The sequence below is a fragment of the Pseudomonas sp. H3_D04 genome (assembly GCF_054669175.1).
Map to the genome: position 1 here is coordinate 2,615,213 of NZ_CP162801.1, position 27,000 is coordinate 2,642,212.

A 27,000-nucleotide genomic window follows, 5' to 3' on the forward strand; every position below is an offset into this window, starting at 1 on the left:
TTTCATGTATCAATCAATGTTCATTGTCTGGCGCGAAAGCGTCGAGGCGCTGCTGGTGATCGGCATTCTCCAGGCCTGGGTCAGTCAGCATCAGGGTGATCGACTGGCGAAGTACTTGTGGGCAGGCGTCGTGCTGGGGTTGATGCTTTCGGGCCTGCTGGCGGTGTTGATTCTGTTTGCCGGTGAGGCCATGAGCGGTTCAGCCAGTGAATGGTTCCAGGCTGCACTTGCGCTGGTGGCCAGCCTGCTGATCGTGCAAATGGTCGGCTGGATGCACCGCCACGGGCGCACGCTCAAGCACGATTTGCAACGACACGCCGATAGCCACCTGGCTCGGCAAGGTGGCGCGGGTCTGTTACTGCTGGCCCTGCTCGCCGTCAGCCGCGAAGGCAGTGAAACGGTAGTCTTTCTCTATGGCTCCGGTGCTCAGTTGCGAGGTCCGCAGCTCAGTTTGTTTGTCGTCGGCGGCGCAATGGGATTGGTGCTGTCGGCGCTGACCATTGCCCTGCTGCACAGCAGTCGCCGGCTCATCTCGTGGCAGCGATTCTTTTCCATCAGCGAAGCTGTTTTGCTGATACTCGGCGCGGCGTTGCTGGTCAGCGGTACCGAGCGAATTGGCGGCCAATTACTCGCCATGGATTTACCGGAGGTGATGTACAGCCTCGTTGGTGATGCGCTTTGGGACAGCAGTGCCTTGCTCAGCGACAGCCATGGACTGGGTGGTTTTCTTGCCGGTTTTGCCGGTTATCGTGCGACGCCCAGCGGCATGACGTTACTGGTGCTGGCCGGTTATTGGCTGACCGTCGGAGGTTGGCTGCGCCAGCGTGCTGTGGAAAAAGTCCCATGCCTGAGCTGAGTCGCCGCAATCAATGGCTGCAGCGCCTGGGCGACGGCATGCGTCGTCACGCGCCCGTCATCCGTGCCGTGCAGTGGGTCGTTGTACTGTTTTACGCGTTGCTGTTGGTGATCCCGGCGGTGTTGCCGCTGCCGGACAGCCAGGCACGGCTGCTCGATAACCTGACCCTGTTCGCGCAGTTTTTGTTCTGGGGCATTTGGTGGCCGTTCGTGTTGCTGTCGATCGTACTGTTTGGACGAATCTGGTGTGGCGTTCTCTGTCCGGAAGGCTCACTCAGCGAATGGGCCAGCCATTACGGCAAAGGTTTGGGTGTACCGCGCTGGTTGCGCTGGGGCGGCTGGCCAACCCTGGCGTTCTGCCTGACAACCCTCTACGGCCAGTTGATCAGCGTCTATGACTACGCCCAGGCGGCGCTGTTGATTCTGGGCGGTTCGACCGTCGCCGCGGTCGTCGTCGGGTTGCTGTTCGCCCGAGGCAAGCGGGTCTGGTGCCGTTACCTGTGCCCGGTCAGTGGCGTCTTCGCCCTGCTCGCCCGACTGGCGCCCGTGCATTTTCAGGTCGACGAACAACGCTGGATGGAAAACGCCGCGCCACGCCTCCCGCCGCCCAACTGCGCGCCCTTGCTCGATATCCGTCGTATGCAAGGCGCCAGTGACTGCCATGCCTGCGGACGTTGCAGCGGACAACGCGGCGCGGTTCAGCTGATCGCGCGCTCCAGCAACCAAGAGATTCTTCATGCGACGGCGCAGACGCTTTCACCATGGGACGCGCGTCTATTGCTGTTCGGTGTGATCGGTCTGGCCATGGGCGCCTTTCAGTGGACGGTCAGCCCATGGTTCGTCGCCCTCAAACAAACCCTCGCCCAATGGCTGGTCGAGCACGACCAACTCTGGGCCCTTGAGGACAACGCGCCCTGGTGGCTGCTGACCCATTATCCGCAGCTCAACGACAGCTTCAGCTGGCTCGACGGTTTCAGCATCGTCGCTTACTTGAGTTTGAGTTCGATGGTGTTGGGCACGGCGTTGATGATCCTTATGCGCCTGACGGCTCGACTGGCGCAAGATCCTGCACTGTATTGGCCCCTGGCGCTGACACTCACGCCCTTGGGTGGGGCGGGATTGTTTCTAGGGCTGTCGGCCACAACGGTGAAATTGCTGCGCTATGAAGGTCTGCTGCTGGAGTGGGTACAACCGGCCAGGGCTTGTCTGTTAATGGCTGCGATGGGCTGGAGCCTGTTGCTGGGTTGGAAACGGCTGGACCGCGAAGGCCTTTCCCAGGTTCGTCGCTGCGCTGGCAGCACTTGCCTGTTACCCGCCATCGGCTTGGTAGGGTTCGACTGGTGGTTGCAGTTCTGGGGCTGGTCCTGAGCGCCCTAATCCACAACCACCAACCCGAATTACCTAGACTTTAAAACGCGCCACCGTCTGGTGCAGCGCCCCGGCCATCTGCGCCAAATCGTGACCTGCGGTGTGAGTATGTTGGGCACCCAGCAAGACCTGCTCTGACAAGTTGCGAATCCCCATCAGATTGCGGTCCACCTCACGCGCCACCAATGCCTGCTCCTCCGTAGCGCTGGCAATCATCATGTTGCGCTCGTTGATCTGCGAGATCGACCGGGTGATTTCATCCAATGCATCGCCCGACCGTTGCGCCACTTCCAGGGTGGCCCGCACCAGGTTGCTGCTGCTTTGCATGGCCGTCACCGCATGCCCGGTATCGAGACGAATGTTGCCGATCATCTGCTCGATTTCCTGGGTGGACTCTTGAGTGCGATGCGCCAGGGCGCGCACTTCATCGGCGACCACGGCAAAACCGCGTCCGGCATCACCAGCACGAGCCGCTTCAATGGCCGCGTTAAGGGCCAGCAAATTGGTCTGCTCGGCGATGCTGCGAATCACGTCCAGCACCTTGCTGATGTCCTGCACCCGGCCCGCCAGTTGCTCGATGCGCTGTGAGGTGTCGGTGACCCCATCGGCCAGTGCGCCGATTGAAACCACGGTTTCCTGAACCTGTTCACGCCCGCGTTGCGCGGTTTGCTCGGACTGCCGCGAGGCCTCGGAGGTGCTGACCGCATTGCGCGCCACTTCATCGACCGCCGCGGTCATCTGGTTCACGGCGGTGGCCGCCTGCTCGATCTCCAGCCCTTGCAATTGCAGGTTGCTGCTGGTCTGGCTGCTGACCGCACTCAGCTCTTCGGAGGAACTGGCCACCTGGTCCACCGACATCGCGATGTGCCTGACCATGGCATTCAGACTTTGCTGCATCTGATGCATGTTCATCATCACGCTGCCGCCGGCACTTGAGTTCACGGGTACCTGAATCGTCAGGTCGCCTTGAGCGATCTGACTTAAAAACCGTGCGGCATCATCCGGCTCGCCGCCCAATGGACGGGTCACACTGCGCGTGACGATCACCGCCGCGGCGATGACCAGCGCCACACAGAACAAAAACAACCCGAGCATATTGCGCCGGGCATCGCTGTACAGCGCCTGCGCTGATTGTTCTCTGTCGGCGAATATTTTGCCTTGCAGCGCCATCAATTGATCCAGGCTGCCATAAACCTCGCGTTCGGCCGGCACGACCTTTTGTTTCAGCTGTGCCATGGCGTCATCGAAAGCCCCTTGCCGGATCAACACCTGCACTTGAGTGAACGCCGCCACGTAGGCTTCACGATTCTTCTTCAACGCGGCATAAGCGGTTTTGCCCTCTGGCAAATAGAACAATGGTTCAAGCGTATCGAGTGCCTGGGTAATCCTTTTCTTGGTAGCGTCGATTGACTGCTGCACCTGCTGATTATCTTTATCGATCAGTAGATCCCGGGTGTTCCTGGCGTTATCACGTACGCCGGTGGCGATGACCATGATCGGATCGATCTTCGGCCAGTCCTGCTTGACGATTACTACCGCCTGTTCCTTGAGCGTTGCCAGATCGTGCAACGCGTAAAACGCCATGCCCATCAGCGCCAACGGCGCGATGGCAAAGCCGATGACGATACGTTGTGCTGTCGTTAATTTGGCCATATCAAATGCTCCCTGTTTGATACCTGCCGATTGGCAGCGCATTTGAAAACCTAATGATGGATGTCACCGTTAAACGTTGATTCGCAGCCACGGTTACCCCCGTAACACGAAAGCGGGAAACAGCTCGCGCATGGCTTCCCATAAGTCAGGTAGCAAGGCTTGTGCCGAAACACTCGGCAGCAACGGGTCGAACATCCGCTCGGTGCGAACCAGTTGCACGGCGAAACGCTTGACGCCGAGTTCGCTCAAGCGCTTGGCAAGGATCAGCAGACGCGCCGGTTCAAACAGATGCCAGTGCACGGTGGTACGACATTCATAATCGACACCACTGGCCAGCAGATGCTCAAGACTGCGCCAATTGGCGGTACCGCTGCCTTCGACCCGGGTGATCGCCTGGCAATCCTCCGGCAGCGCCTTCACATCGAAGCCAACCCAATCAGCGCCAGGCAATGCCTTGGCGAACGCAGCCGGCTTGATACCGGCACTGTGCAAACCAATGCGAAACCCCATCGCCCGCACCTCCTCCATGGCGCCGAGCAAACCGTCCTGCAGGGTCGGCTCACCGCCACTGAACACCACCGCATCGAGCAGGTCCTGACGGCGTTGCAGAAACGCCAGCACCCGCCGCCATTCCACTTCGTCTGTGCCACGAGGCGGGATCAACTGCGGGTTATGGCAGTAACGACAACGCCAGGCGCAACCCTGGCAAAACAGCACACAGGCGAGCTGTCCCGGATAGTCGATAGTGGTCAGGGGCACCATGCCCCCGACCCGAAGCGTTCGACTCATTGGCGCCCGGCCAGCGCCGCGCTTTCAGTGAAGTGCACCCGCTCACGGTGCTCCGACTGTTTACCCGGATTGAACGCCGACACAGGGCGGTGATAGCCCATCACCCGGGTCCAGACTTCGCAGCGTTGACGTTGAGCCTGGGGCAGTGCTTGCGATGCAGTCATGGTGAAGCTCCTTGCGGTTGAGTGGATCGAAATCAATGAACGGTGCCGAGCTTCTGTTCTTGCAACAGCAAGACCTCGTCGCATTTGGGGCAGAACTCATGCTCGCCATCGAGGTAGCCGTGCACCGGGCAGATGGAGAACGTCGGGGTCACGGTCAGGTACGGCAGGCGGAAGCGGCCAAGCGCTTTGCGCACCAGTTGCTTGCACGCCTCGGTCGAGGAAATCCGCTCGGCCATGTACAGATGCAAGACGGTGCCGCCGGTGTATTTGCATTGCAGTTCGTCTTGAAGCTCCAGGGCCTCGAAGGGGTCTTCGGTGTAGCCCACGGGCAGTTGGGAAGAGTTGGTGTAATACGGCGCTTGCACGCTGCCAGCCTGGAGAATGCCGGGGTAACGCTTGAGGTCTTCCTTGGCAAAACGGTAAGTCGTGCCCTCAGCTGGCGTCGCCTCCAGGTTGTACATGTGGCCGGTTTCCTCTTGGAAACGCAGCAACGTGGCGCGCACATGATCGAGCATGTTCAGGGCAAACTGCCGGCCATGCTCGGTGTGCATGCCCTCCTCGTCGCCGGTGAAATTGCGCAGCATTTCATGCATGCCGTTGAGGCCGATGGTCGAGAAATGGTTGCGCAGGGTTCCGAGGTAGCGCTTGGTGTACGGGTACAAACCGGCATCCATGTGGTGCTGAATCACCTTGCGCTTGACCTCCAGGCTTTCCATCGCCAGTTCCATCAGTATGTCCAGGCGCTGCAATAATCCACTGGTATCACCCTTGAACACATAGCCCAGCCGTGCGCAGTTGATGGTGACAACGCCAAGCGATCCGGTCTGTTCCGCTGAGCCGAACAAGCCGCCGCCACGCTTGAGCAACTCGCGCACATCGAGCTGCAAACGGCAGCACATTGAACGCACCTGATTGGGTTGCAGATCAGAATTGAGGAAGTTCTGGAAATACGGCAGGCCGTACCGCGCGGTCATCTCGAACAGACGATCGGCGTTTTCACTGTCCCACGGAAAGTCATGGGTGATGTTGTAGGTCGGGATCGGAAAGGTGAACACCCGCCCTTTCGCGTCACCGGCCTGCATCACTTCGATGTAAGCGCGGTTGAGCAGCTCCATTTCGGCTTGCAGGTCACCATAGGCAAACGGCATTTCTTCACCGCCGATGACGGGTATTTGCTCACGCAAATCCTGGGGGCACACCCAGTCGAAGGTCAGGTTGGTAAATGGCGTCTGCGTGCCCCAGCGTGACGGTACGTTGAGGTTGTAGATGAACTCCTGGATCGCCTGGCGTACTTCCTGAAAAGTCAGTTGATCCTTGCGCACGTAGGGCGCCAGATAGGTGTCGAACGAGCTGAACGCCTGGGCACCGGCCCATTCGTTTTGCAGGGTGCCGAGAAAATTCACCATCTGCCCCAAGGCACTGCTCAAGTGCTTTGGCGGACCGGCTTCAACACGCCCCGGCACACCGTTGAGCCCTTCGTGCAACAGGGTGCGCAGCGACCAGCCGGCGCAGTAACCGGCGAGCATGTCGAGGTCGTGCACATGCAAATCCGCCTCGCGGTGGGCCTGGCCTATGGCCTCGCTGTACACCTCGTCCAGCCAGTAGTTGGCAGTGACCTTGCCCGACACGTTCAACACCAGTCCGCCCAGTGAATACCCCTGATTGGCGTTGGCCTGGACCCGCCAGTCTTCACGGTCCAGGTATTCGTTCATCGAAGTCGCCACCTCGACCATGGTCCGGCGGTCGCGGCGCAAGCGCCCGTGCTGTTCGCGGTAGACGATGTAGGCACGCATGGCGAGGAAATATCCGGCGTCCATCAACACCCGTTCAACACGGTCCTGGATTTGCTCGACATGGAGTCTTGGCAAACCTTCGAGCCTGGCCAATACCGCGTTAAGCAAGCCTTCAACCTCAACCTCGGCGTACTCCCCCGTCGCCTTGCCGGCGGCGATCAATGCCTGACGGATTTTGTCGGCATCGAAGGCGACCTGACTGCCATCGCGTTTGTGCAAGCGGTTACATCCTACTGCGATCAGCGTGCTTTGCATTTGGCCTCCAGACACTACATATAGATTTAAAAAAATCTAAAACCACAACATGCAGTGAAGGCTACGGAAAAAGTGCTGATCTGCAATTGATCGACATCAAGATTCCCCGGCGAAAGAACGTCCGATAACGGCAGAAGAAAATCTAATGTGGGCGCGAGCCTGCTCGCGATGACTGCAGCACGCTCAACATTGATGTCGATTGTTCTACCGCTATCGCGAGCAGGCTCGCTCCCACAGTGATTTGCTGTGTTTTACAGATCAGCTCAACCGCCACTCATGTTCATGAACCGTACAATCTGCACCTCCCCTTCGGGGCTGAAATCGTGGCGCAACGGCTTGCCGCGCAAGGCCTTCTGCACGGCATTGATCACGGGCTGATCATCCAGCGGATAACGCCGCAGCAACCCTCTTAAATCCAGGGCGTCGTCCTGCCCCAAACACAGCAACAGCTTCCCTTCAACGGTCATCCGTACCCGGTTGCAGCTGCCGCAGAAGTTGTGGCTGTTGGGTGAAATGAAGCCGATCCGGGTCTCTGGATGGCGTTCCAGACGCACATAGCGTGCCGGTCCGCCGCTGTTTTCGGTGCTGTCGAGTAACCGATGCTGGCTGGCGATCAGCGACCGAACCTCGTCGCTGGAACAAAACGATTCACCCCGGGAACGCCCGACATCGCCCAAGGGCATTTCCTCGATGAAACTGATATCGATGCGCTGGTCGATGGCGTACTGCACCAACGCCGGGACTTCATCAAAGTTGCGGCCCTTCATCACCACGCAGTTGAGTTTGATCCGCTCGAACCCCGCGTCCCGTGCTGCCTCAATGCCGTTGAGTACTTGATCGAGATCGCCAATGCGGGTGATCGCGCGAAACTTCTGCCCGTCCAGGCTATCGAGGCTGATGTTCATCCGCTTCACCCCGGCATCGACCAACGGCCGGGCCAGACGGCCCAGCTGCGAGCCGTTGCTGGTCATCACCAATTCGCGCAAACCGGGCAACGCGGCGATGTTGCGACAAAGGTCGACAATGCCCGGACGAATCAGCGGCTCGCCGCCGGTCAGGCGAATCTTGCGTACACCCAGGCCAACGAACAGCGTTGCCAAACGCTGCAACTCTTCAAGGGTGAGCACCTGCTGACGCGGCAGGAAGGTCATGTTTTTCGCCATGCAATACACACAGCGAAAATCACAGCGGTCCGTCACCGACATCCGCAGATAATCAATCTGCCGTCCAAAGCCATCCTGCATTACAGCGTTCATCACATCTCCCGGTTTGCCTCGATGCTCACTGCACCAGCGGTGAGTCGGCGCCCTGCAAATGGATACCGCGAATATCCGCCGCACCGATCAGGGTTTGCAGGTATTGCACCAAGGCTTTTTGCCACACGCCTTGCTGCAACTGCGTGCGGATCGCCGTCGACACCACTTCGTAGGGCAACGGCATGCCTTCGATTCGCTGATCGACACTGACCACATGCCAGCCGTAGCGACTTTCCAGCGGTTTGCTGGCCAGGCCCGGTGCCAGAGTGAACAACTGACGTTCCAGTTCAGGCACGGTCTGGCCCTTGCTGATCTGCCCCAAAGAACCACCCTGAGCCTTCGACGGGCAGGCCGAATATTTCAACGCCAGTTCGGCGAAAGTGCCGGGGAATTCATCCAGACGTTGCAGCAGGACTTCCGCCTGAACATGCGCAAGGCTGCGCGCCTCTACATCGTCCGGCGCACATTCGAGCAGGATGTGCCGTACCGCCAGCAATGGTGCGCTGTGAAAGCGCCCGCGATTGTTTTCGTAGTAACGAAGACTGGTTTCCTCGTCGCACTGCGGCACATGCACCTCGCGTTCAAGCAACAAACGCGTGGCCGCTTCTTCTTCGTTCTCGCCAGCACCGATCTCCATCGATACGCCGAGTTCGGCAATGCGCTGCTGCAACAACTCGCGGATCACCAACGCCCTGGCGGCCAAGTACACCGCTTCTTCGCGGCTTTCGGCCGGGTGATATTGCAGCTCCAGCGCCATCGCTTCCGGCGTGATCGACACCTCGTTGACGCTGATGATCGGCCACTCCTGTTCACTGCTGGCGATCAACTGCGCCGGGGCGTCATCGGCCCCTGCGGGCTCAACCGGCAGCGCCTCGAACTGCGCCTCTGCGACCGGTGCCATGTCGAGAACGGCCTCCGCTTTTTTTGAAGAACCGCAGCCACCGCTGCCCCCATTACCGCCACCACATCCGCATCCACCTGACATGATTGTCTCCTCAGTACTTCTGACGAACGATTTGATAACGACGCCCCAGGTACCAGATCGGTGCGCTGATCATGTGTACGAGACGGGTGAAGGGGAACAGCACAAACAGAGTCAAACCGAGAAACACATGCAGCTTGTAGATCAACCCGACCGGCGCGATGGCCGCCGCGGCTTCCACCGGACGCAACAACACGGTGTTCTGTGCCCAATCGGCGAGCATCACCATCACCGAGCCGTCCATGTGCGCGGTGGACGCAACGATCGTCAGCAGCCCCAGCAGCAACTGCGCCAGCAACACCAGCAGAACCAGAATGTCCGAGGGGCTGGACGTGGCGCGGACCCGTGGATCGGTGAGCCGCCGATTGACCAGCATCAGCAAGCCAATCAGGCACAACAGACCGAAGAAGCCACCGGACACCATCGCCAGCAACTGCTTGTTCTCAGTGCTGATCACGTGGTGATACACCGATGCCGGGGTCAGCAGGCCGACAAAGTGTCCGGCCAGTACGAACAACACACCGATGTGGAAAAAGTTGCTCGCCACGCGCATGCCGCGCTGATTGAGCATCTGGCTCGAGCCGGCCTTCCAGGTGTACTGCGACAGATCGAAACGCGCCCAGCTGCCAATCAGGCAAATCGCCAGGGCGACGTAGGGATAGACCCCGAACAACAACAGGTTCCATTTAGACATTGCCTACCTCCTTGGCCGGCACGACGGCCAACCCTTCATGCTGAAAATCCACCCAGTGCAACGGCACCGCGCTTTCTTCCCGGGCCTTGCCCGGTGCGCTTGGCAGTCCACTGCAACGGTCCTGCTGTTCGGCCTGGAGAAAGTCCACGGCCTCCTCTTCCCAGATCTTGTCGAGGGCTTCCAGGGAGTCGTCGCGCGGCTCCGCCGCCACCTGCGCCCGCAGGTCGGCCACCGCTTGATGCGGCTCGGCCCCGGCAATTTGCAGCAGCGCCCGGAAGCAGCTGGCATAGGCACTTTCACGCTCTTCCAGACGCGCCGCGAGCAAGGCCAGCAAGTGCGACACATCCGCCAGGCCCTCCCGGGCCTCGATGTCTTCGCGGGTGGACAGGAACTCCAGGTACAGCGGTATGTAATCGGGCAGCTCTTTGACACCGATGGCAAAACCGGCTTCTTCGTATTGCGCCATCATGTCGACCATCGCCTGGCCGCGATCGCGGGATTCGCCATGCACGTGCTCGAACAAGAGCAGCGACAGCGAGCGGCCTCGACCGAACAGCGCACCGTAGTGCTCCTGCCCATCCATCAGGTCATTGGCGCAGATCAACTCCAACAATTCGAACAACGCGCCGCGTTGCTTGGGGCTGATTTCCCGTGACTGGATGATCGCTTGCTCGAGTTCGTCGCGACCGCCAATCAGTGTCTCGGTCGGGTAATCGAGCAGCAGCGAAATCACTTTGAGAATTTGCATGCTCATTCCTCCCACAACTGGACGGTTTTCAGGATGTCGCGGCGGTTGGCTTTCTTCGCACCGAACATGTTGGTGTCGGAACTGCCGCTGCAGCCGCTACCAAAGCTGAAACCGCAACCGGAGCGCTCGGCAAAGGCGTCGCTCATGGCGTCTTCACGGTGGGCGCTCGGTACCACGAAACGGTCTTCGTAGTTGGCGATTGCCAGGTAGCGATACATCTCCTCGACCTGGGCCACACTCAGGCCGACATCCGCCAGCACCTGCAGGTCCTGCACGCCGTCGACTTGCTCGGAACGTTTGTAGGCGCGCATCGCCAGCAAGCGTTTAAGCGCACGCTTGACCGGTTTTTCATCACCCGCCGTCAAAAGGTTCGCCAGGTACTTCAGGGGAATACGCAGGCTGTCGACATCCGGAATCACCCCGTTCATGCCGACAGTGCCGGCGGTCGCGGCGTTCTGGATCGGCGACAGTGGCGGCACGTACCAGACCATCGGCAAGGTGCGGTATTCCGGGTGCAGCGGCAGGGCGAGTTTCCAGTCCACGGCCATTTTGTAGACCGGCGAACGCTGAGCGGAATCGATCACCGATTGCGGTACGCCATCGGCCAGGGCCTGACGAATCACTGCCGGATCGTTCGGATCGAGGAAGATCTCCAGTTGTTTCTCGTACAGGTCCTGCTCATTGGCGGTGCTCGCCACTTCGCTGATGCGGTCGGCGTCATACAGCAGCACGCCGAGGTAGCGGATGCGCCCGACGCAGGTTTCCGCGCAAACGGTCGGCATACCGGCTTCGATACGCGGGTAGCAGAAGATGCATTTCTCGGACTTACCGCTTTTCCAGTTGAAATAGATCTTCTTGTACGGGCAGCCGCTGATGCACATCCGCCAGCCACGGCATTTTTCCTGGTCGATCAGGACGATGCCGTCTTCTTCACGCTTGTAGATCGCACCGCTCGGGCACGATGCCGCGCACGTCGGGTTGAGGCAGTGCTCGCACAGGCGCGGCAAATACATCATGAACGTGTTTTCGTACTCGCCGTAAATGTCCGCCTGAATCTTGTCGAAGTTCTTGTCCTTGCGACGTTTGGCGAATTCGGTGCCGAGGATTTCTTCCCAGTTCGGACCCCACTCGATTTTTTCCATGCGCTTGCCGGAGATCAGCGAACGCGGTCGCGCGGTGGGCTGATGCTCGCCCAGCGGTGCGGTGTGCAGGTGCTGGTAATCGAAGTCGAACGGTTCGTAGTAGTCGTCGAGGCTCGGCAGGTCCGGGTTGGCGAAAATGTTCGCCAACACGCGGAATTTACCGCCGATGCGCGGGTTGATCGTGCCGTTGGCGTTGCGGATCCAGCCGCCCTTCCACTTGTCCTGGTTTTCCCATTCTTTCGGGTAGCCGATCCCGGGTTTTGATTCGACGTTGTTGAACCAGGCGTATTCCATGCCTTCGCGGCTGGTCCAGACGTTTTTGCAGGTGATCGAACAGGTGTGGCAACCGATGCATTTGTCCAGGTTCAGAACCATGCCGATTTGTGAGCGAATCTTCATCTCAGTTCTCCTCAATATCGGTCGGCAGCGGACGTGGCAGGTCATCGCCACTTGAACCATCGAGCCAGTCGACTTTGGACATTTTGCGCACCACGACGAATTCATCGCGGTTGCAACCGACCGTGCCGTAATAGTTGAAACCGTAGGCTTGCTGCGCATAGCCGCCGATCATGTGGGTCGGCTTGAGCACGACGCGGGTGACCGAGTTGTGGTGGCCGCCACGGGTCTTGGTGGTTTCCGAACCTGGCACGTTCACGATCCGTTCCTGTGCGTGATACATCATCACCATGCCGTCCTTGACGCGCTGGCTGACCACCGCCCGGGCGGTCAGTGCACCGTTGACGTTGAAGCACTCGATCCAGTCGTTGTCCTCGATGCCGGCGCTTTTCGCGTCATTCTCCGAGAGCCAGACAATCGGCCCGCCGCGGCTGAGGGTGAGCATCAGCAGGTTGTCGCTGTAGGTGCTGTGGATGCCCCATTTTTGATGCGGGGTAATCCAGTTCAGGACGATTTCGATCTCGCCGTTGCTGCGCTTGCCTTTCACCCCTTCGATGGTGCGGGTGTTGACCGGCGGGCGATAACTCATCAGTTGTTCACCGAATGCCTGCATCCACGGGTGATCCTGATAGAACTGCTGGCGACCGGTGATGGTGCGCCACGGGATCCCTTCGTGAACGTTGGTGTAGCCGGCGTTGTAGCTGACGTGATCGTCTTCGAGACCCGACCAGGTCGGGCTGGAAATGATCTTGCGCGGCTGTGCCTGAATGTCGCGAAACCGAATCGCCTCGTGGGCCTTCGACAGCGCCAGGTGGCTGTGGTCGATGCCGGTGAATTCCGACAGCGCGGCCCAGGCCTTGACCGCCACCTGGCCGTTGGTTTCCGGCGCCAGGGACAGAATCACTTCAGCGGCATCGATGGCCGTGTCGATTTTCGGACGGCCGTGACTGATACCGGCATCGCCTTCTTTGTGATTGAGTTCACCGAGGAATTTCACTTCGTCTTCGGTGTTCCAGTTGATGCCCTTGCCGCCGTTGCCGTGTTTTTCCAGCAATGGCCCGAGGGACGAGAACTGTTTGTAGATGTTCGGGTAGTCACGCTCCACCACGTGCAGATTCGGTGCGTTTTTGCCCGGCACCGGTGCCACGCCGTCGCTTTTCCAGTCGGTGCCGCCAAACGGCTGGGCCAGTTCGCCGACGCTGTCGTGCATCAGCGGGATGGTCACCAGATCCTTCTCAACGCCCAGGTGCCCTTCGGACATACTGGAAAACGCCTTGGCGATGCCTTTGTAGATTTCCCAGTCGGAACGCGATTCCCACGCCGGGTCGATCGCTGCCGACAACGGGTGAATGAACGGGTGCATGTCCGAGGTGTTCATGTCGTCTTTTTCGTACCAGGTTGCGGTCGGCAACACGATGTCGGAATAGACGCAGGTCGAGGACATGCGGAAGTCCAGCGTAGTGACCAGATCAAGCTTGCCGATGGCGCCCTCATCCACCCATTCGGCTTCTTCAGGTTTGCAATCGCCGACCTGGCCGATGTCTTCGTTCATCACCCCGTTTTTGGTGCCCAGCAGGTACTTGAGCATGTACTCGTGGCCCTTGCCCGAGGAGCCCAGCAGGTTGGAACGCCAGATGAACATGTTGCGCGGGAAGTTAACCGGGCTGTCCGGCTGCTCGCAGGAGAAGCGCAGCGAACCGTCCTGCAACGACTTGACCACGTAGTCTTTCGGGTCCATGCCGGCCGCCGCCGCGTCACGGCAAATGTGCAACGGGTTAGTGTTGAGTTGCGGTGCGCTGGGCAACCAGCCGGCGCGTTCGGCGCGGATGTTGTAGTCCAGGGCATGCTCAGGGAATTGTGATTTATCGGCCAATGGCGAGAGCACGTCGTGCATGCTCATCTTCTCGTGGCGCCACTGCGAACTGTGGGCGTAGAAGAAGCTGGTGCCGTTCATCTGGCGAGGCGGACGGTTCCAGTCCAGGCCGAACGCCAACGGCAGCCAGCCGCATTGCGGACGCAGTTTTTCCTGGCCCACGTAGTGCGCCCAACCGCCACCGGTCTGACCGACACACCCGCAGAGCATGAGCATGTTGATCAGCCCGCGGTAGTTCATGTCCATGTGGTACCAGTGGTTCATCGCCGCGCCGACGATGATCATCGAGCGGCCCTTGGTCTTGTCGGCGTTGTCGGCGAACTCACGGGCAATCTGGATGGCTTTCTCACGGCTGACGCCAGTGATCTGCTCCTGCCACGCCGGGGTGCCGGGCACCGAGGCGTCGTTGTAATCCTTGGCGACGTTTTCACCCCCCAGGCCACGGTCGATCGCCAGATTGGCCGCCGACAGGTCGAACACGGTGGCGACTTTGGCCACACTGCCGTCCGCCAGCACCACGCTGTGTACCGGCACGCGGCGGTATTGCACGGCATCGCCGGCCACGTGCTGGAAGTGTTCGTGGGACTCGCCGGCAAAATACGGGAACGCCACTTCGGCCACGTCATCGCCGATCAGGCTCAGCTTCAGATCGATCTCACGGCCTTCGCCGCCTTCGCGGGGAAGGATGTTCCACTTGCCCTTCTCTCCCCAGCGATAGCCGATGGAGCCCTGAGGGGACACCAGTTCGCCACTGACATCCAGCGCGATGGTTTTCCATTCCGGGTTGTTTTCCTGGCCGAGGTTGTCGGTCAGGTCGCTGGCGCGCAGGAAACGGTCCGGCTGGTAACCGGCGCCCGGTGCCTTGTCGACCATTTGCTTGAGCAGCACCAGCACCGGCAAATCGGTGAAGCGCTTGGCGTAGTCGGTGAAATAGGCGCTCGGTTTGTCCAGGTGGAATTCTTTGAAGATCACATGGTTGAACGCCTGGGCCAGCGCCGCATCGGTGCCTTGTTTAGGGTTCAGCCACAGGTCGGTGAGTTTGGCGACTTCCGAGTAATCCGGGGTGATCGCGACCGTCTTGGTGCCCTTGTAACGGACTTCGGTGAAGAAGTGCGCGTCGGGGGTACGGGTCTGCGGGACGTTGGAACCCCAGGCAATGATGTAGTTGGAGTTGTACCAGTCGGCCGATTCCGGCACGTCGGTCTGCTCGCCCCAGACCATCGGCGAGGCCGGTGGCAAGTCGCAGTACCAGTCGTAGAAACTCAGGCAGGCGCCACCGATCAGCGACAGGTAACGCGAGCCTGCGGCATAGCTGACCATCGACATGGCCGGGATCGGCGAGAAGCCGACGATCCGGTCCGGGCCGTATTGCTTGATCGTATAGACGTTGGCCGCGGCAATGATCTCGTTGACTTCCTCCCAGTTGGAGCGGATGAAGCCACCCATGCCACGCTTGCTTTTATAGGAGTCGGCCTTGGCCTTGTCCTCGACGATGCTGGCCCAGGCTTCCACTGGCGCCATGGTCTGCCGCGCATCGCGCCAGAGCTTGAGCAATGGCTTGCGGATTTTCGGGTACTTGAGCCGGTTGGCGCTGTAGATGTACCAGCTGTAACTGGCACCACGCGGACAGCCACGGGGCTCATGGTTCGGCAGATCGTTACGGGTACGCGGGTAGTCGGTCTGCTGGGTTTCCCAGGTGATCAGGCCGTTCTTGACGTAGATTTTCCACGAGCAGGAACCGGTGCAGTTCACCCCGTGGGTGGAACGCACGATCTTGTCGTACTGCCAGCGCGAACGGTAGACGTTCTCCCAGTCACGGGACTCTTTGCGGGTCTCGCCATGACCGTCGGAAAACTCGTTTTGCTTGCGGTTGAAAAACCGCAATTGATCCAGTAAATGACTCACGGTGTAGTCCTCTCAGGCTTTGTCGCGGAGTCTGTGCCCCGCCCACGCAATGGTTGGATTCGGTTCGACTCAGCAGGGTGTCGCGGCGCCTTTGCGCGCGTACCACCACCACGTCACCACGATGCAGCTCAGGTAAAAGCCGACGAACATGTAGAAGGCCATCTCCGGGCCGCCGGTCAGGGCCATCGAAGAGCCGAAGGATTTGGGAATGAAGAACGCACCGAAGGCGCCCATGGCCGAACTGAAGCCCAGGACGGCGGCGGACTCTTTACCGGCATTTTTCAGCGCTTGTTCGCGCACGGCGGCTGATTTTCCAGCCGAGGCTTTCTCATGCTGGGTGCGGAAGATCACCGGGATCATGCGGAAGGTGGAGCCATTGCCGACGCCGGTGGTGATAAACAGCAGCATGAACAGGCCGAGGAAGCCGTAGAAGTTGCCGCCCTGGCCACTTTCGGGAAGAAAGTGCAGAACACCGAAGACCATCACGATCATCAGCACGAAGTTCCACAAGGTCACTTTCGCGCCACCGAGCTTGTCGGCCAGCCAGCCACCCAATGGCCGTACCAGAGCGCCAACCAGTGGACCGAGAAAGGCAAACTTCAAGGCAATGACGTCAGGGAACGAGGTTTTGATCAGCAGCGGAAACGCGGCGGAGAAACCGATGAACGAACCGAAGGTCGCCAGGTACAACCAGCACATCAGCCAGTTGTGTTTGCGTTTGAAGATCACCGCCTGTTCGCTGAACGAGGCCCGGGCACTGGACAGATCATTCATGCCAAACCAGGCCAGCACGGTCACCAGGACAATAAACGGTACCCAGATGAAGCCGGCGTTCTGCAACCACAACTGGCCGCCGTCCGGCAGTGCTTGCGGCGAGCCGCCCATGAAACCGAACACACCGAAGGTAATCACCAGCGGCACACAGAACTGCATCACCGAGACGCCCAGGTTACCCAGCCCCGCGTTGAGGCCAAGGGCCGTGCCCTGCTGCGACTTGGGATAGAAGAAACTGATGTTGGACATGCTCGACGCGAAGTTGCCGCCACCAAAACCGCAGAGCAACGCAATCAACACGAACACGCTGTAGGAGGTGCTCGGGTCCTGCACGGCGAAGCCCATCCAGATCGATGGCAACAACAGCGACGCGGTGCTCAGGGCGGTCCAGCGACGGCCACCGAAGATCGGCACCATAAAGGAATAGAAGATCCGCAAGGTCGCCCCGGACAGCCCCGGCAACGCCGCCAGCCAGAACAGCTGGTCGGTGGTGAAGGAGAAACCGATGGCGTTCAAACGCACGATCACCGTGCTCCAGACCATCCACACCGCAAAGGCGAGCAGCAGCGCAGGAATGGAAATCCACAAGTTGCGCGTGGCGGTCTGTTTACCGCTACTTCCCCAGAACGCGGGGTCCTCGGGGCGCCAGTCATGAATGACCGGGCCTTTGTCAGGCTTTTGCAGAACGGACATGTTCTTCTCCTAGGGCAATGCTGGAAATCGGGGACGGTGTCAGCAGCGGCGCTTTACCCAGCACCGGGCTTTTGCGTATTTCGCTGAAGTACATCCAGGTGAGGGAGACCCAGACCACGCCGTACATCAACATGAAGCAGGAAGAGCGCACGCCGGTGAGGTCCACCAGGGCGCCGAACAGGATTGGCAACACGAAGCCGCCCAGGCCACCGGCGAGGCCGACGATGCCGGACACCGCACCCATGTTTTTCGGGTAGTCATTGGCGATGTATTTGAAGACCGAGGCCTTGCCGAACGCGAAGGCGATGCCCATGACGAACAGCAGTACGGTGAACAGCGCAGGGTTGAGGCCGATGTGAAAATCCACCGGGCCGTTGATCGTTTGCACTTGCAGTTGGGTCTGGGGATACGAGAGCAGGAACAGACAGATCCAACTGACCCACAACACCCACCAGGTCACGCTTTGCGCACCCCAGCGATCCGACATCCAGCCACCGACCGCACGCAGCACGCCACCGGGCAGGGAAAAACAGGCCGCCAGCAGCGCCGCGCTTTGCAGGCTGAAACCGTATTCCTGTACGTAGTATTTGGTCATCCACAGCGCGAGGGCGACGTAGCCACCGAAGACGATCGAGTAGTACTGGCAGTAGCGCCACACGGCCGGGTCCTTCAGCGAACTCAATTGCTCACGCAACGTGGCGCCCGAAGCGCTGCGGTGGTTTTTGTTCTCGGCGCTGAGGAACCAGAACAACAGCGCGGTGATAAATAGAATGGCGCTGAAAACTTTCGGCACCAACTGCCAGCTGCCGGCAGCGATCAATGCCGGGGCCAGAAACTTGGTCACCGCGGCTCCGGCGTTACCGGCGCCGAAGATGCCCATGGCGAAGCCCTGATTCTCCTTGTCGAACCATTTGGCGACGTAGGCAATCCCCACCGAGAACGAGCCGCCGGCCAGGCCGACGAACAAGCCCAGCACCAGGAACTGCCAATAGGCGGTGGCGTGACTGATCAGGTACAGCGGCGCGACGCAGGCCAGCATCAGCAGGAAGAACACGCTGCGCCCACCAAAGCGGTCGGTCAGCAGCCCCAGTGGCAGACGCACCAGCGAACCGGTCAGCACCGGCGTCGCGGCCAGCAGGCCGAACTGGGTTTCGTTGAGCTGGAGAAGGTCCTTGATCGGCACCCCGAGCACGGCAAACATCATCCAGACCATGAAGCAGACAGTGAAGGCCAATGTGCTCATGCCCAGCACCAGGCCTTGTCGTACACGGGGTTCGGTCACAATGCTCTCCAGTCAGTTAGCCATGGCGGCAGACTAGAGAGGCCAACCCCGCAAAAACTTGACCTACGTCAACGAAGCCCATGGGGGCATAGGCCTATGCTTGCGGGGTCTACCTCTAAGGAGGTAGTACAGAAGAACCCTGAAACCGTTTGTTTATCAGTGTCTTAAGGTTTTTCGCCAAGGTTTTTGCTGACAAGGATCAGTCGACAACTCTTTAGAGGTAGCGCGCCCGGGATCGGCGGCAAAGCCCTGACCTGGGGTTCCGCATGCTCTGTTTTCCTGAAATTTTCCGGGACCTGCGCTGATGATGCGCTGGTTGCGCAGCTCCCTGCCCGCTCGCGCCGGGCTGGCCGTGATCCTGATCGCCGTGCTCGCCCTCGCCAGTTCGTTGAGCGCCGGACTGATCGCCTGGTTCAGCCAGGGTGATGCGGCTGCCATCAACACCGCTGGCTCTGTGCGCATGGAGACCTACCACCTGAGCTGGAAACTGGCCGCAGGGGCAACCGGCGAAGAAATCCTCGCCATCACCGACAGCCTCCAAACCCGTCTAAACAGCCAGTCACTCAAAGCCGTGCTGGAAGATGGCCCGACCACTGCGCTGCAGATCAGCTACGGGCAAATCCAGCAACAATGGAACGAGGATTTGCGTCCGGCGCTGGAGCGCGGTGATGCCGCCTATTTTCAGGTCCAGGCCCTGTCCTTCGTTGAGCAACTGAACCATTTCGTCGACCTGTTGCAGCGCCAAAGCGAACAGAAGCAAGGCTGGCAACAAGTTATCCAGGGCTTGGCGCTGTTCACCACGATGATCGTCCTGCTGCTTGGGCTGTACGAACTGCAATATGGCGTGGTCACGCCCTTGAAAGAGTTGGTGGACGCGACCCAGCGTTTTCGTCGTGGCGATTTCAAGGTGCGGGTCAACCATCAGTCCCAGGACGAATTGGGCCAATTGGCCATGAGTTTCAACGCCATGGCCGAGACGATCGAAGACTCGCATCGCACCCTTGAGAGTCAGGTGCAGCAAAAAACCCTGAACCTGCAACAAGCCAATGCGGCCCTTGAATTGCTGTACCAAAGCAGTCGAAGCCTGGCCACACGCCTGGCCAATGCCGAAGGTTTGGATGAGTTGATCCGGCGCTTCCAGCAACGCCTGCCCGGCTTGCGCCTGTCGCTGTGCCTTCAAGGTCAATTGCAGGCCCCGGCCCAACAGTTGCTCGCCCTGCATGGCGCCAACATCCGCGAAGTCTGCGCCAGCAGCGATTGCGCCACGTGCCAGAAGCACCATAAAGCCAGCCCGCAAACCTTCAGCATCAGCAACCAGGGCAGCGAACTGGGTGAGCTCAAGGCGCATTTTGTCGATGGACACCCGACGCAAGCCTGGGAAACCCAACTGATCCAGGCCCTGGCCAACCTGATCGGCACCTCGCTCTCGCTCAAGCGCCAACGGGAACAGGATCATCGCCTGCTGCTGCTCGACGAACGCACGATCATTGCCCGCGAGCTGCACGACTCACTGGCCCAGGCCCTGTCCTACATGAAGCTGCAAGTCAGCCGCCTGCAAACCCTGATGCGTCGTGGCGAACCGATCGAGACCCTGGAAAACGTCACCGCCGAACTGCGCGAAGGGTTGAACAATGCCTACCGCCAGTTACGCGAATTGCTGACCACCTTTCGCTTGCAGATTCACGATGCGGGGCTGGTGCAGGAGCTCAAGGACACCGCCGAAGAGTTCTCCCGTCGCGGGGAGTGCCAGGTGCACCTGCACGTCGACGCGCTGGCCTTTCAATTATCGGCCAGCGAACAAATCCACATTCTGCAGATCACCCGCGAGGCGCTCTCCAATTGCCTGCGTCACGCCCATGCGCAAAACGCCTGGCTGCAACTGCGTCAGGACGGTGAAACCGTGAGGCTGATCGTCGAAGACGACGGGCGTGGCTTCAGCGGCAACGTCGACCAACGCGAGCATCACGGCCTAAAAATCATGGATGAGCGGGCCCGCAGCTTGCGCGGCCAACTCGAAATAGTCTCCAGGGAGCCGCAAGGCACCCGTGTCCAACTGGAATTCCAACCGGAGTTTCTGGGACAAAAAACAGAAGGTAGCGTCACATGAACCCATCCCTGCAACACACCATCCTGCTGGTCGATGACCATCCGATGATGCGTCACGGCATCCGCCAGATGCTCGAACTCGAAGATGATTTCCTGATCGTCGGTGAAGCCAGCAACGGTGAAGAAGCGCTCGGACTGATCGAGCCGCTGCAACCGGATCTGGTGTTGCTCGATAACAACATGCCGGTGATGAATGGCATTGAAACCCTGCGCCAGTTACGGGCGATGCACTACACCGGCAAGGTGCTGCTGTTCACGGTCTCGGATGCCGAAGACGATATTCGCGACGCACTGCGTCTGGATGCCGACGGCTACCTCCTCAAGGACATGGAGCCCGAACTGTTGATTCAGTACATCCGCAATGCCTTGAACGGCGAATTGGTGATCAGCCCGGGGCTGACCCAGGTCATGGCCCAGGCACTGCGCTCACCCCAGCGCCAGACCGTGGTGGAACTGACCGAGCGTGAACGTCAGGTGCTGAAAACCATCGCCAGCGGCTTCAGCAACAAAGTCATCGGGCACAAGCTCGGCATCACTGAAGGGACGGTCAAGGTTCATGTGAAAAACCTGCTGCACAAACTCGGCTTGCGCTCGCGGGTCGAGGCCGCCGTATGGGCCATGGAACATCTGCGCAATGCCGGATGACGGGTATGCCTCTTTGGAGGTAGGCCGGCAGAGGCATAGGTCATCCGGCCGACGCTCTCTACTATGAGCGTCAGCGGAGGTACGCCATGCTGACCCACCCTTCCATCGTTTTAACGTTGCGCCGTCACCATCTGTTCAGCCAACTACCGGAGAAAATCTTCGAGGAAGTCTGCGGCCTGGCGATGCTCAAGCGCCTGAGTTGTCACAGCACACTCATGCACCAAGGGGATCCGGCCAAGCGTTTCTTCCTGTTGGTCAGCGGCCAGATCAAGTTGTATCGGCTGACCGGCGAGGGCCAGGAGAATCTGGTGGAGATCATCCAGCCGGGCCAGACCTTTGCCGAAGCCTTACTGTTCAGCCAGGCCCGTCTCTACCCGGTCAGCGCCACGGCGCTGAAAGACAGCGTACTGGTGAGTATCGAGGGCAACCACTACCGCAATGCCCTGGAAGATCAGCCGAAAGTCTGCCTGGCGATCCTGGCGAGCATGAGCGTGCACCTGCACCTGCGTCTGCGCGACATCGACACCTTGACCATGGCCAGTGCGAGCCGCCGGGTGATCAATTTCCTGTTGCAGGAACGCAACCCGGTCAGCGGTTTGATTGTGTTGCAGGTGTCCAAACGCCTGGTGGCCTCGAAGCTGGGCATTCAGCCGGAAACCTTTTCGCGGATCTTGCACCGCCTGGTGGACAGCGGCCTGATCGCGATGGAACGCCGCAATATCAGCATCCTCGCCGAAGAGGATCTCGCGGCCTTCCAATAGTCGTAATTGACCGCCGTCAATGCGCAATGCCACCGCTCTTGCAGACTGAAGAAGTCCATCCATGGAGAGTGCTGATGCCACGTTCAACCTTGCCGCTGATTTATGCCTGCTCAGGCTGCTCCAACGTTGCCCAACTGGCCAATACCCTGGCGGTGCGCCTTGATCGCAGCGGACTGGCGGAAATGTCCTGCATCGTCGGTGTTGGCGGGCATGTGGCGGCGCTGGTCAACAAGGCCCGCTCGGGACGGCGGATTTTTGCGCTGGACGGCTGCCCGCTGCAATGCGTCGAAAACTGCCTGAAGCAACATGGCCTGCACGCGAACGTGCACTTGATTCTTAGCCATTACGGGTTGCGTAAACGCAATGGCGAGGATTGCACGCCAGCGCAGGGGGATGAGTTGTTCGAAGAGATCAGGCAGTTGATTGCGAGTGATGCTCGCCAGCATGAAAAACGCCAGTAAACGATGGTCTGACAGCCACCGAAAATCCAACAGGGGGAGCGCGCCTGCTCGCGAAGGCGGCGTGTCAGTCAGCCTCCATATGGATGGACTGGCCCCTTCGCGAGCAAGCTCGCTCGCACAGTTAATCTGTGTGGGTCAAACCGTCGCCAACCCCTTCCCTGCCCGCTCCAGATTGCGCCACAGCCACACAGGCAACACGTCGGGATCGAGGCTGTCGATCAGGTTCTTCAGCGCCAGCCCCAACTCCGTATCACCCTCAATCACCAAACGCCTGCGAAAGAACAACGTATCCGGATCCTCCTGACGGCTGGCCAGCAATAAAAACTCGCGCCAGTTACCGCTGATGGTCACATGCGCCGTGGCATGCTCGGCAATTCGCAACCCTTGACGGGTCAGCGTCAAATACCAGGACAAGCCCAAATCCGGAATCCGCAGGCACAACCAGCGCCCACGCAACACTTCAAACTCGCCGTCGCGCAACGGCTCGGCAAGGCAACGATTCAACGCCTGCTGCAACGCCAGACGCTGCACTGCAAAAGGCACCCGGCGCACCAACGGCAACAACCGGTCGGCGCCTTTGAGCAGCCACTTCTTCCGATTCAACACAAGCCGACCTCCTCGATGCGCAACATGCCGGCCTGGCCATGCCAGTAACCGTTACAACCGTCGACGAACACCGGCGGTGTCTCGCCCAGACGAACCCGTTGATAGGCGGCAATGACCTGCGCCATGCCTTGATAACGAGGGCTCAGTCGCAACAAATCAGCGCCGCAGGCCACCAGCCCCGCGTAATCTGCCAGGAGATTGGTCACCTCGGCCGACATTGTTTGAATGCCGTTAATGGTGAACAGTGCTTGCCCTTCCTGACTGGTCAGCGGCAGGCCGTCGGGGTAGTTGATGCAGCAAAACTGGCAGTCGTCCTTGGGCCGGTTTTCCGCCCGCGCGGTGAAGCAGCGTGCGGAATAGGCCAACGGCAAATGCCCGTAAGCAAAGACTTCGACTTCCGGGACCTCTCGACCCAGTTCCCGCACCTGATCGAGCACATCGCTAATCAGCGTCGCCGAACACTCCACGGGCGGCACCCAACGGGTCATCCCGCCGTCCAGCAGTTGCGTGAGCGTATGCCCGTTGTACACATTCAGCGCAGGACCGCCCACGAACGGCAACTTGCGCTCGGCCAGAAACTGCACCGCGCCCATGTCGTTGGCTTCCACCAACAGTTGGCCGTTGTCGCAGAGCCGCCGCAGGCTAGAGAGTTCGGAGGCCGCTTCGATAAGCGTCAGGCTGGAGAGAACCAGTTGTGCCTGGCTGCAGTCTTGTAACTCGCGCCCCAGCCCCAACCATTGATCCAATGAAAATGACCGGCGTTTCGAGCACACGGTTTCCCCCAGATAAATCACATCCAGGGGCAAGGCCGACATCTCGGCGTAAAAGTTGCTGAGTTGCGCTTTGTCCCAATAAAACAGGACCGGTCCAAGGCTGAGCTTCATGTCGCCTCCCTCATTGCCATGATCGATGGTAAGCACCCAAAGTGGTCTGGCTGCCTTCGGACAAACCGGCCAACACCCGGCGCCATTCCTCCTTGACCCGAAAACTGCCCGGCGAGCCACGATGGGCATCCAGCGCCGCACGCCAGACACGGGTGACTTGTTCGACATACGCCGGGCTGCGTTGCCGGCCCTCGATTTTGACCGCCTCGACGCCGATGGCCGTCAATTCCGGCAGCAAGTCCAGGGTGTCGAGGCTGGTGGGTTCTTCCAGCGCATGAAAGCGTTTGCCGCCGACCAGGAAACGGCCTTTGCACAAGGTCGGATAACCGGCGGGTTCCTCAGGGGTGTAACGGTCGATCAGCACTTCACTGAGCCGTGCGCTCAAGCCGTCGGCGTCTTCGCTCCAGCGCACCGCTTTGGCCGGCGAACAGACGCCACAGAGGTTCGGCGACTCACCGGTAATGTACGAAGACAGATGGCAACGCCCTTCAGCCATGATGCACAAGCTGCCGAAGCCAAAGACTTCGATGGGCACCGGGCTGCTCGCAGCGACCTGGCGCACCTGCGCCAACGACAACACCCGTGGCAGAACCGCGCGACGAATTCCGTAGCGCTGCGCATAAAACTCCAGGGCCGCGGCATGGGTCGCCGAGCCCTGCACCGACAGGTGCAGCGCCAGTTGCGGATGCCGCTGGCTGGCGTAGTTGAGTACGCCGGGGTCGGCGGCGATCAGCGCATCCACACCAAAATCGGCGGCGCGATCAACCGCGCGCTGCCAGCGTTCCCAGCCCTTGGGTTGCGGGTAGGTGTTGACCGCGACGTAGAGTTTGCGTTGGTGCTGACGGATGTGGGCGACCGCCGCGTCGAATTGTTTGTGGTCCATGTTCAGCCCTGCAAAATGCCGGGCATTGGTGTCATCGCGAAAACCGACATAAACGGCATCGGCGCCTTGGCGCACCGCCGCTTTCAGCGCAGGCAGGTTGCCTGCCGGGCAGACCAGTTGCATGGGTAATCCTCATGGAAAAACGCGTCTGGACCCTCCCTCGATGCTCGTGGTACAGCGATCGAAGAAGGCGCTGCCAGTCTAGCGAGACCGGCAGGCACGGCCTTGACGGCAATCAATTGCGATTAATGCATCAGGTCGGCGAAGGACAGGAACATCACGTTGTCGTGCTTGAGCACTTGCTGCTCGCACTCGATCACCGCCAGGCCATCGGCCCAGCACGCGGCGGTCAACATCGCCGAGCTTTGCTGAGGGTGCAGCTCCACGCTCAACTGACCATCAGCACCGGGTGTCAACCGAGCCCGCAGGTACTGCCGACGTTTGTTGCGCTGCAACCAATCGAACCCGGCGGGCACGGCCAGTGGCGCCGGCAACACATCGCTGACGCCCTGAGCCCTGAGCAGGAACGGGCGCACCACCACCAACGCGGTAATCAGCGCCGCCGAGGGATTGCCCGGCATGCCGATCCAGGGTTTGCCGGCGACTTCGCCGAAGGCCAGCGGCTTGCCCGGCTGAATGGCCAGCCGCCAGAAATCCAGGCTGCCGAGTTCCTCGATCGCTTGTTTGAGGTGATCTTCTTCACCCACCGAGACGCCACCGGAACTCAACAACAGGTCGCATTCCGAAGACGCCAGGCTCAAGGCATGCCGGCTGGCGGCCAACTCATCGGCCATGACGCCATAGTCATGCACCTCGACCCCCCAACCGCTCAACAACGCGGCGAGGCAGTAGCGATTGCTGTTGTAAATCTGCCCGGGCGCCAATGAATCACCCGGCTCACGCAGTTCATTGCCACTGCTGAGCAAGCACACCTGCAACGGACGATAGACCTCAACCTGCCCGATGCCAGCGCCAGCCAGCAACCCCACTTCTTGCGCACGCAGACGTTTGCCGGCCCGGATTAACAGGTCGCCGCGGCGAACCTCCTCACCTTCTTTGCGCACGTGATCGCCAGTACTGACGGGCGGGAACCAGGCGCGCTCGCCCTCGATCCGACAGCGCTCTTGCGGCACCACGGTGTCGGCGCCTGCAGGTAATGGAGCGCCGGTAAAAATCTGCACTGCTTGCTGCGCGAGCAACGGCGAGCACGCCGAATCCCCCGCTGCGATTCGTCCGCCAATCAACAACCAGCCACCCTCCGGTGGCAGGTCAGCGGCCCTGAGGGCATAACCGTCCATGGCGCTGTTGTCCCAGGCCGGCAGGTTGACGGGGGAATGAATGTCCGCCGCCAGCACCCGACCCAAGGCTTGATCCAGGTCGATCTTTTGCGCCAGGGGCGGCGGCGGTGCCTGGTCCAGCAAACGATTGATGGCCTCGTCCACCGGCATCAAGTGACCAAGGTCACACACCCGGCCGGTCATGAGCGGGTCTCGCAGGCGTCGACGACCCGTTGCCCTTGCGGTTTCAAATGGGGGGCGAAATTGCATGGGCCGGTGCGGCTGTCCAGCTGTTCGAGCAGGATCTGGTTCCAGGCCGTTCGACACGCGCCCGGCGAACCCGGAACGCAGCACACCAGCACGCCATTGCTCATCCCCGCCAATGCCCGTGACTGCAGGCTGGACATGCCGATTTCCGCAAGGGACACCTGACGGAACAGTTCACCGAAGCCTTCCACGTGTTTGTCCAGCAACGGCAAGACCGCTTGTGGTGTGTTGTCGCGCGCGGTGAAACCGGTGCCGCCGGTCATCAATACCACCTGCACCTTGGGGTCGGCGATCCAGTGGGAAACCTTGGCGCGGATCTGATAAATGTCGTCCTTGACCAGACCACGATCGATCAATACATGCCCGGCCGTTTGCAGCAAATCCGTGAGGGTCTGCCCCGAGGTGTCGGTGTCAAAGGTGCGCGTATCGCTGATGGTCAGTACGGCAATGTTCAGGGGTTCAAACGTGCGTTGCGCCAGATGGGCCAT

23 protein-coding genes and 1 pseudogene are annotated in these 27,000 nt (G+C 60.1%); 6 read left to right on the forward strand and 18 right to left on the reverse strand.

Annotation, left to right across the window (positions count from 1 at the left end):
* The first annotated feature begins 4 nt into the window (after window positions 1–4).
* Entirely contained in the window at window positions 5–856 is an 852-nt protein-coding gene (locus tag AB4N91_RS12165; protein WP_460112490.1) for an FTR1 family iron permease, read from the forward strand.
* Window positions 844–2,223: a 4Fe-4S binding protein gene (locus AB4N91_RS12170; protein WP_460112491.1), complete on the forward strand. Its 1,380-nt coding sequence runs from the start codon at window positions 844–846 to the stop codon at window positions 2,221–2,223. The genes AB4N91_RS12165 and AB4N91_RS12170 overlap by 13 nt, the downstream gene beginning before the upstream one ends.
* Window positions 2,224–2,256: 33 nt before the next feature.
* Here the strand turns inward: AB4N91_RS12170 and AB4N91_RS12175 are convergent, their stop codons facing one another.
* The 13 genes and pseudogenes from AB4N91_RS12175 to AB4N91_RS12235 form a co-directional block, all read right to left on the reverse strand.
* Window positions 2,257–3,393, reverse strand: coding sequence for a methyl-accepting chemotaxis protein (locus tag AB4N91_RS12175; RefSeq protein WP_372242836.1), 1,137 nt, complete (start codon window positions 3,391–3,393; stop codon window positions 2,257–2,259).
* 3 nt (window positions 3,394–3,396) lie between these two features.
* A pseudogene (locus AB4N91_RS12180) lies at window positions 3,397–3,918 on the reverse strand (MCP four helix bundle domain-containing protein); the annotation flags it as partial.
* Between the two features lie 51 nt (window positions 3,919–3,969).
* Window positions 3,970–4,665 (reverse strand): anaerobic ribonucleoside-triphosphate reductase activating protein, encoded by a 696-nt coding sequence (locus tag AB4N91_RS12185; protein ID WP_424479031.1) that lies wholly within the window; start codon window positions 4,663–4,665, stop codon window positions 3,970–3,972.
* Window positions 4,662–4,829, reverse strand: coding sequence for an anaerobic ribonucleoside-triphosphate reductase (gene nrdD / locus AB4N91_RS12190; RefSeq protein WP_010460242.1), 168 nt, complete (start codon window positions 4,827–4,829; stop codon window positions 4,662–4,664). The genes AB4N91_RS12185 and nrdD overlap by 4 nt, the downstream gene beginning before the upstream one ends.
* 32 nt (window positions 4,830–4,861) lie before the next feature.
* Window positions 4,862–6,877, reverse strand: a complete 2,016-nt coding sequence (locus tag AB4N91_RS12195) for a ribonucleoside triphosphate reductase (protein ID WP_460112492.1) — start codon at window positions 6,875–6,877, stop codon at window positions 4,862–4,864.
* Window positions 6,878–7,140: 263 nt separating this feature from the next.
* Window positions 7,141–8,133: a GTP 3',8-cyclase MoaA gene (gene moaA / locus AB4N91_RS12200; protein WP_154504667.1), complete on the reverse strand. Its 993-nt coding sequence runs from the start codon at window positions 8,131–8,133 to the stop codon at window positions 7,141–7,143.
* 25 nt (window positions 8,134–8,158) lie between these two features.
* A complete protein-coding gene (locus AB4N91_RS12205) occupies window positions 8,159–9,118 on the reverse strand; it encodes a peptidylprolyl isomerase (protein WP_077748439.1) in 960 nt (319 codons plus the stop codon).
* 10 nt (window positions 9,119–9,128) lie between these two features.
* Window positions 9,129–9,809, reverse strand: coding sequence for a respiratory nitrate reductase subunit gamma (gene narI, locus AB4N91_RS12210; RefSeq protein WP_010460234.1), 681 nt, complete (start codon window positions 9,807–9,809; stop codon window positions 9,129–9,131).
* Window positions 9,802–10,557, reverse strand: a complete 756-nt coding sequence (narJ, locus tag AB4N91_RS12215; protein ID WP_010460232.1) for a nitrate reductase molybdenum cofactor assembly chaperone — start codon at window positions 10,555–10,557, stop codon at window positions 9,802–9,804. Before narJ ends, narI begins: the two co-directional genes overlap by 8 nt.
* Window positions 10,558–10,559: 2 nt before the next feature.
* Entirely contained in the window at window positions 10,560–12,098 is a 1,539-nt protein-coding gene (gene narH, locus AB4N91_RS12220) for a nitrate reductase subunit beta (protein WP_010460230.1), read from the reverse strand.
* Window position 12,099: 1 nt separating this feature from the next.
* Entirely contained in the window at window positions 12,100–15,873 is a 3,774-nt protein-coding gene (locus AB4N91_RS12225) for a nitrate reductase subunit alpha (RefSeq protein WP_102593693.1), read from the reverse strand.
* Between the two features lie 69 nt (window positions 15,874–15,942).
* Window positions 15,943–17,340, reverse strand: a complete 1,398-nt coding sequence (locus AB4N91_RS12230) for a NarK family nitrate/nitrite MFS transporter (protein ID WP_077748435.1) — start codon at window positions 17,338–17,340, stop codon at window positions 15,943–15,945.
* On the reverse strand, window positions 17,318–18,622 hold the full coding sequence (locus AB4N91_RS12235) for an MFS transporter (protein WP_077748434.1): 1,305 nt from the start codon (window positions 18,620–18,622) through the stop codon (window positions 17,318–17,320). The genes AB4N91_RS12230 and AB4N91_RS12235 overlap by 23 nt, the downstream gene beginning before the upstream one ends.
* Window positions 18,623–18,926: 304 nt before the next feature.
* Here AB4N91_RS12235 and AB4N91_RS12240 point away from each other — a divergent pair, with 304 nt between their 5' ends.
* From AB4N91_RS12240 to AB4N91_RS12255, 4 genes are all read left to right on the forward strand, one after another.
* Complete coding sequence (locus tag AB4N91_RS12240) at window positions 18,927–20,729, forward strand: HAMP domain-containing protein (RefSeq protein WP_077748433.1); 1,803 nt, start codon at window positions 18,927–18,929, stop codon at window positions 20,727–20,729.
* Window positions 20,726–21,373 (forward strand): two-component system response regulator NarL, encoded by a 648-nt coding sequence (gene narL / locus AB4N91_RS12245; RefSeq protein WP_010460222.1) that lies wholly within the window; start codon window positions 20,726–20,728, stop codon window positions 21,371–21,373. Before AB4N91_RS12240 ends, narL begins: the two co-directional genes overlap by 4 nt.
* Window positions 21,374–21,459: 86 nt before the next feature.
* Window positions 21,460–22,134, forward strand: coding sequence for a Crp/Fnr family transcriptional regulator (locus AB4N91_RS12250; protein ID WP_010460219.1), 675 nt, complete (start codon window positions 21,460–21,462; stop codon window positions 22,132–22,134).
* 74 nt (window positions 22,135–22,208) lie between these two features.
* Complete coding sequence (locus AB4N91_RS12255) at window positions 22,209–22,595, forward strand: putative zinc-binding protein (RefSeq protein WP_102593695.1); 387 nt, start codon at window positions 22,209–22,211, stop codon at window positions 22,593–22,595.
* A gap of 135 nt (window positions 22,596–22,730) precedes the next feature.
* Here AB4N91_RS12255 and ubiT read toward each other — a convergent pair whose 3' ends face one another.
* The 5 genes from ubiT to moaB form a co-directional block, all read right to left on the reverse strand.
* Complete coding sequence (ubiT, locus tag AB4N91_RS12260; RefSeq protein WP_010460215.1) at window positions 22,731–23,201, reverse strand: ubiquinone anaerobic biosynthesis accessory factor UbiT; 471 nt, start codon at window positions 23,199–23,201, stop codon at window positions 22,731–22,733.
* Complete coding sequence (locus tag AB4N91_RS12265; RefSeq protein WP_083376770.1) at window positions 23,195–24,085, reverse strand: U32 family peptidase; 891 nt, start codon at window positions 24,083–24,085, stop codon at window positions 23,195–23,197. Before AB4N91_RS12265 ends, ubiT begins: the two co-directional genes overlap by 7 nt.
* 10 nt (window positions 24,086–24,095) lie before the next feature.
* Window positions 24,096–25,091, reverse strand: a complete 996-nt coding sequence (gene ubiU / locus AB4N91_RS12270) for a ubiquinone anaerobic biosynthesis protein UbiU (protein ID WP_169857757.1) — start codon at window positions 25,089–25,091, stop codon at window positions 24,096–24,098.
* Window positions 25,092–25,213: 122 nt separating this feature from the next.
* Window positions 25,214–26,449: a molybdopterin molybdotransferase MoeA gene (locus tag AB4N91_RS12275; protein WP_169857758.1), complete on the reverse strand. Its 1,236-nt coding sequence runs from the start codon at window positions 26,447–26,449 to the stop codon at window positions 25,214–25,216.
* Window positions 26,446–27,000, reverse strand: a complete 555-nt coding sequence (moaB, locus tag AB4N91_RS12280; protein ID WP_010460206.1) for a molybdenum cofactor biosynthesis protein B — start codon at window positions 26,998–27,000, stop codon at window positions 26,446–26,448. Before moaB ends, AB4N91_RS12275 begins: the two co-directional genes overlap by 4 nt.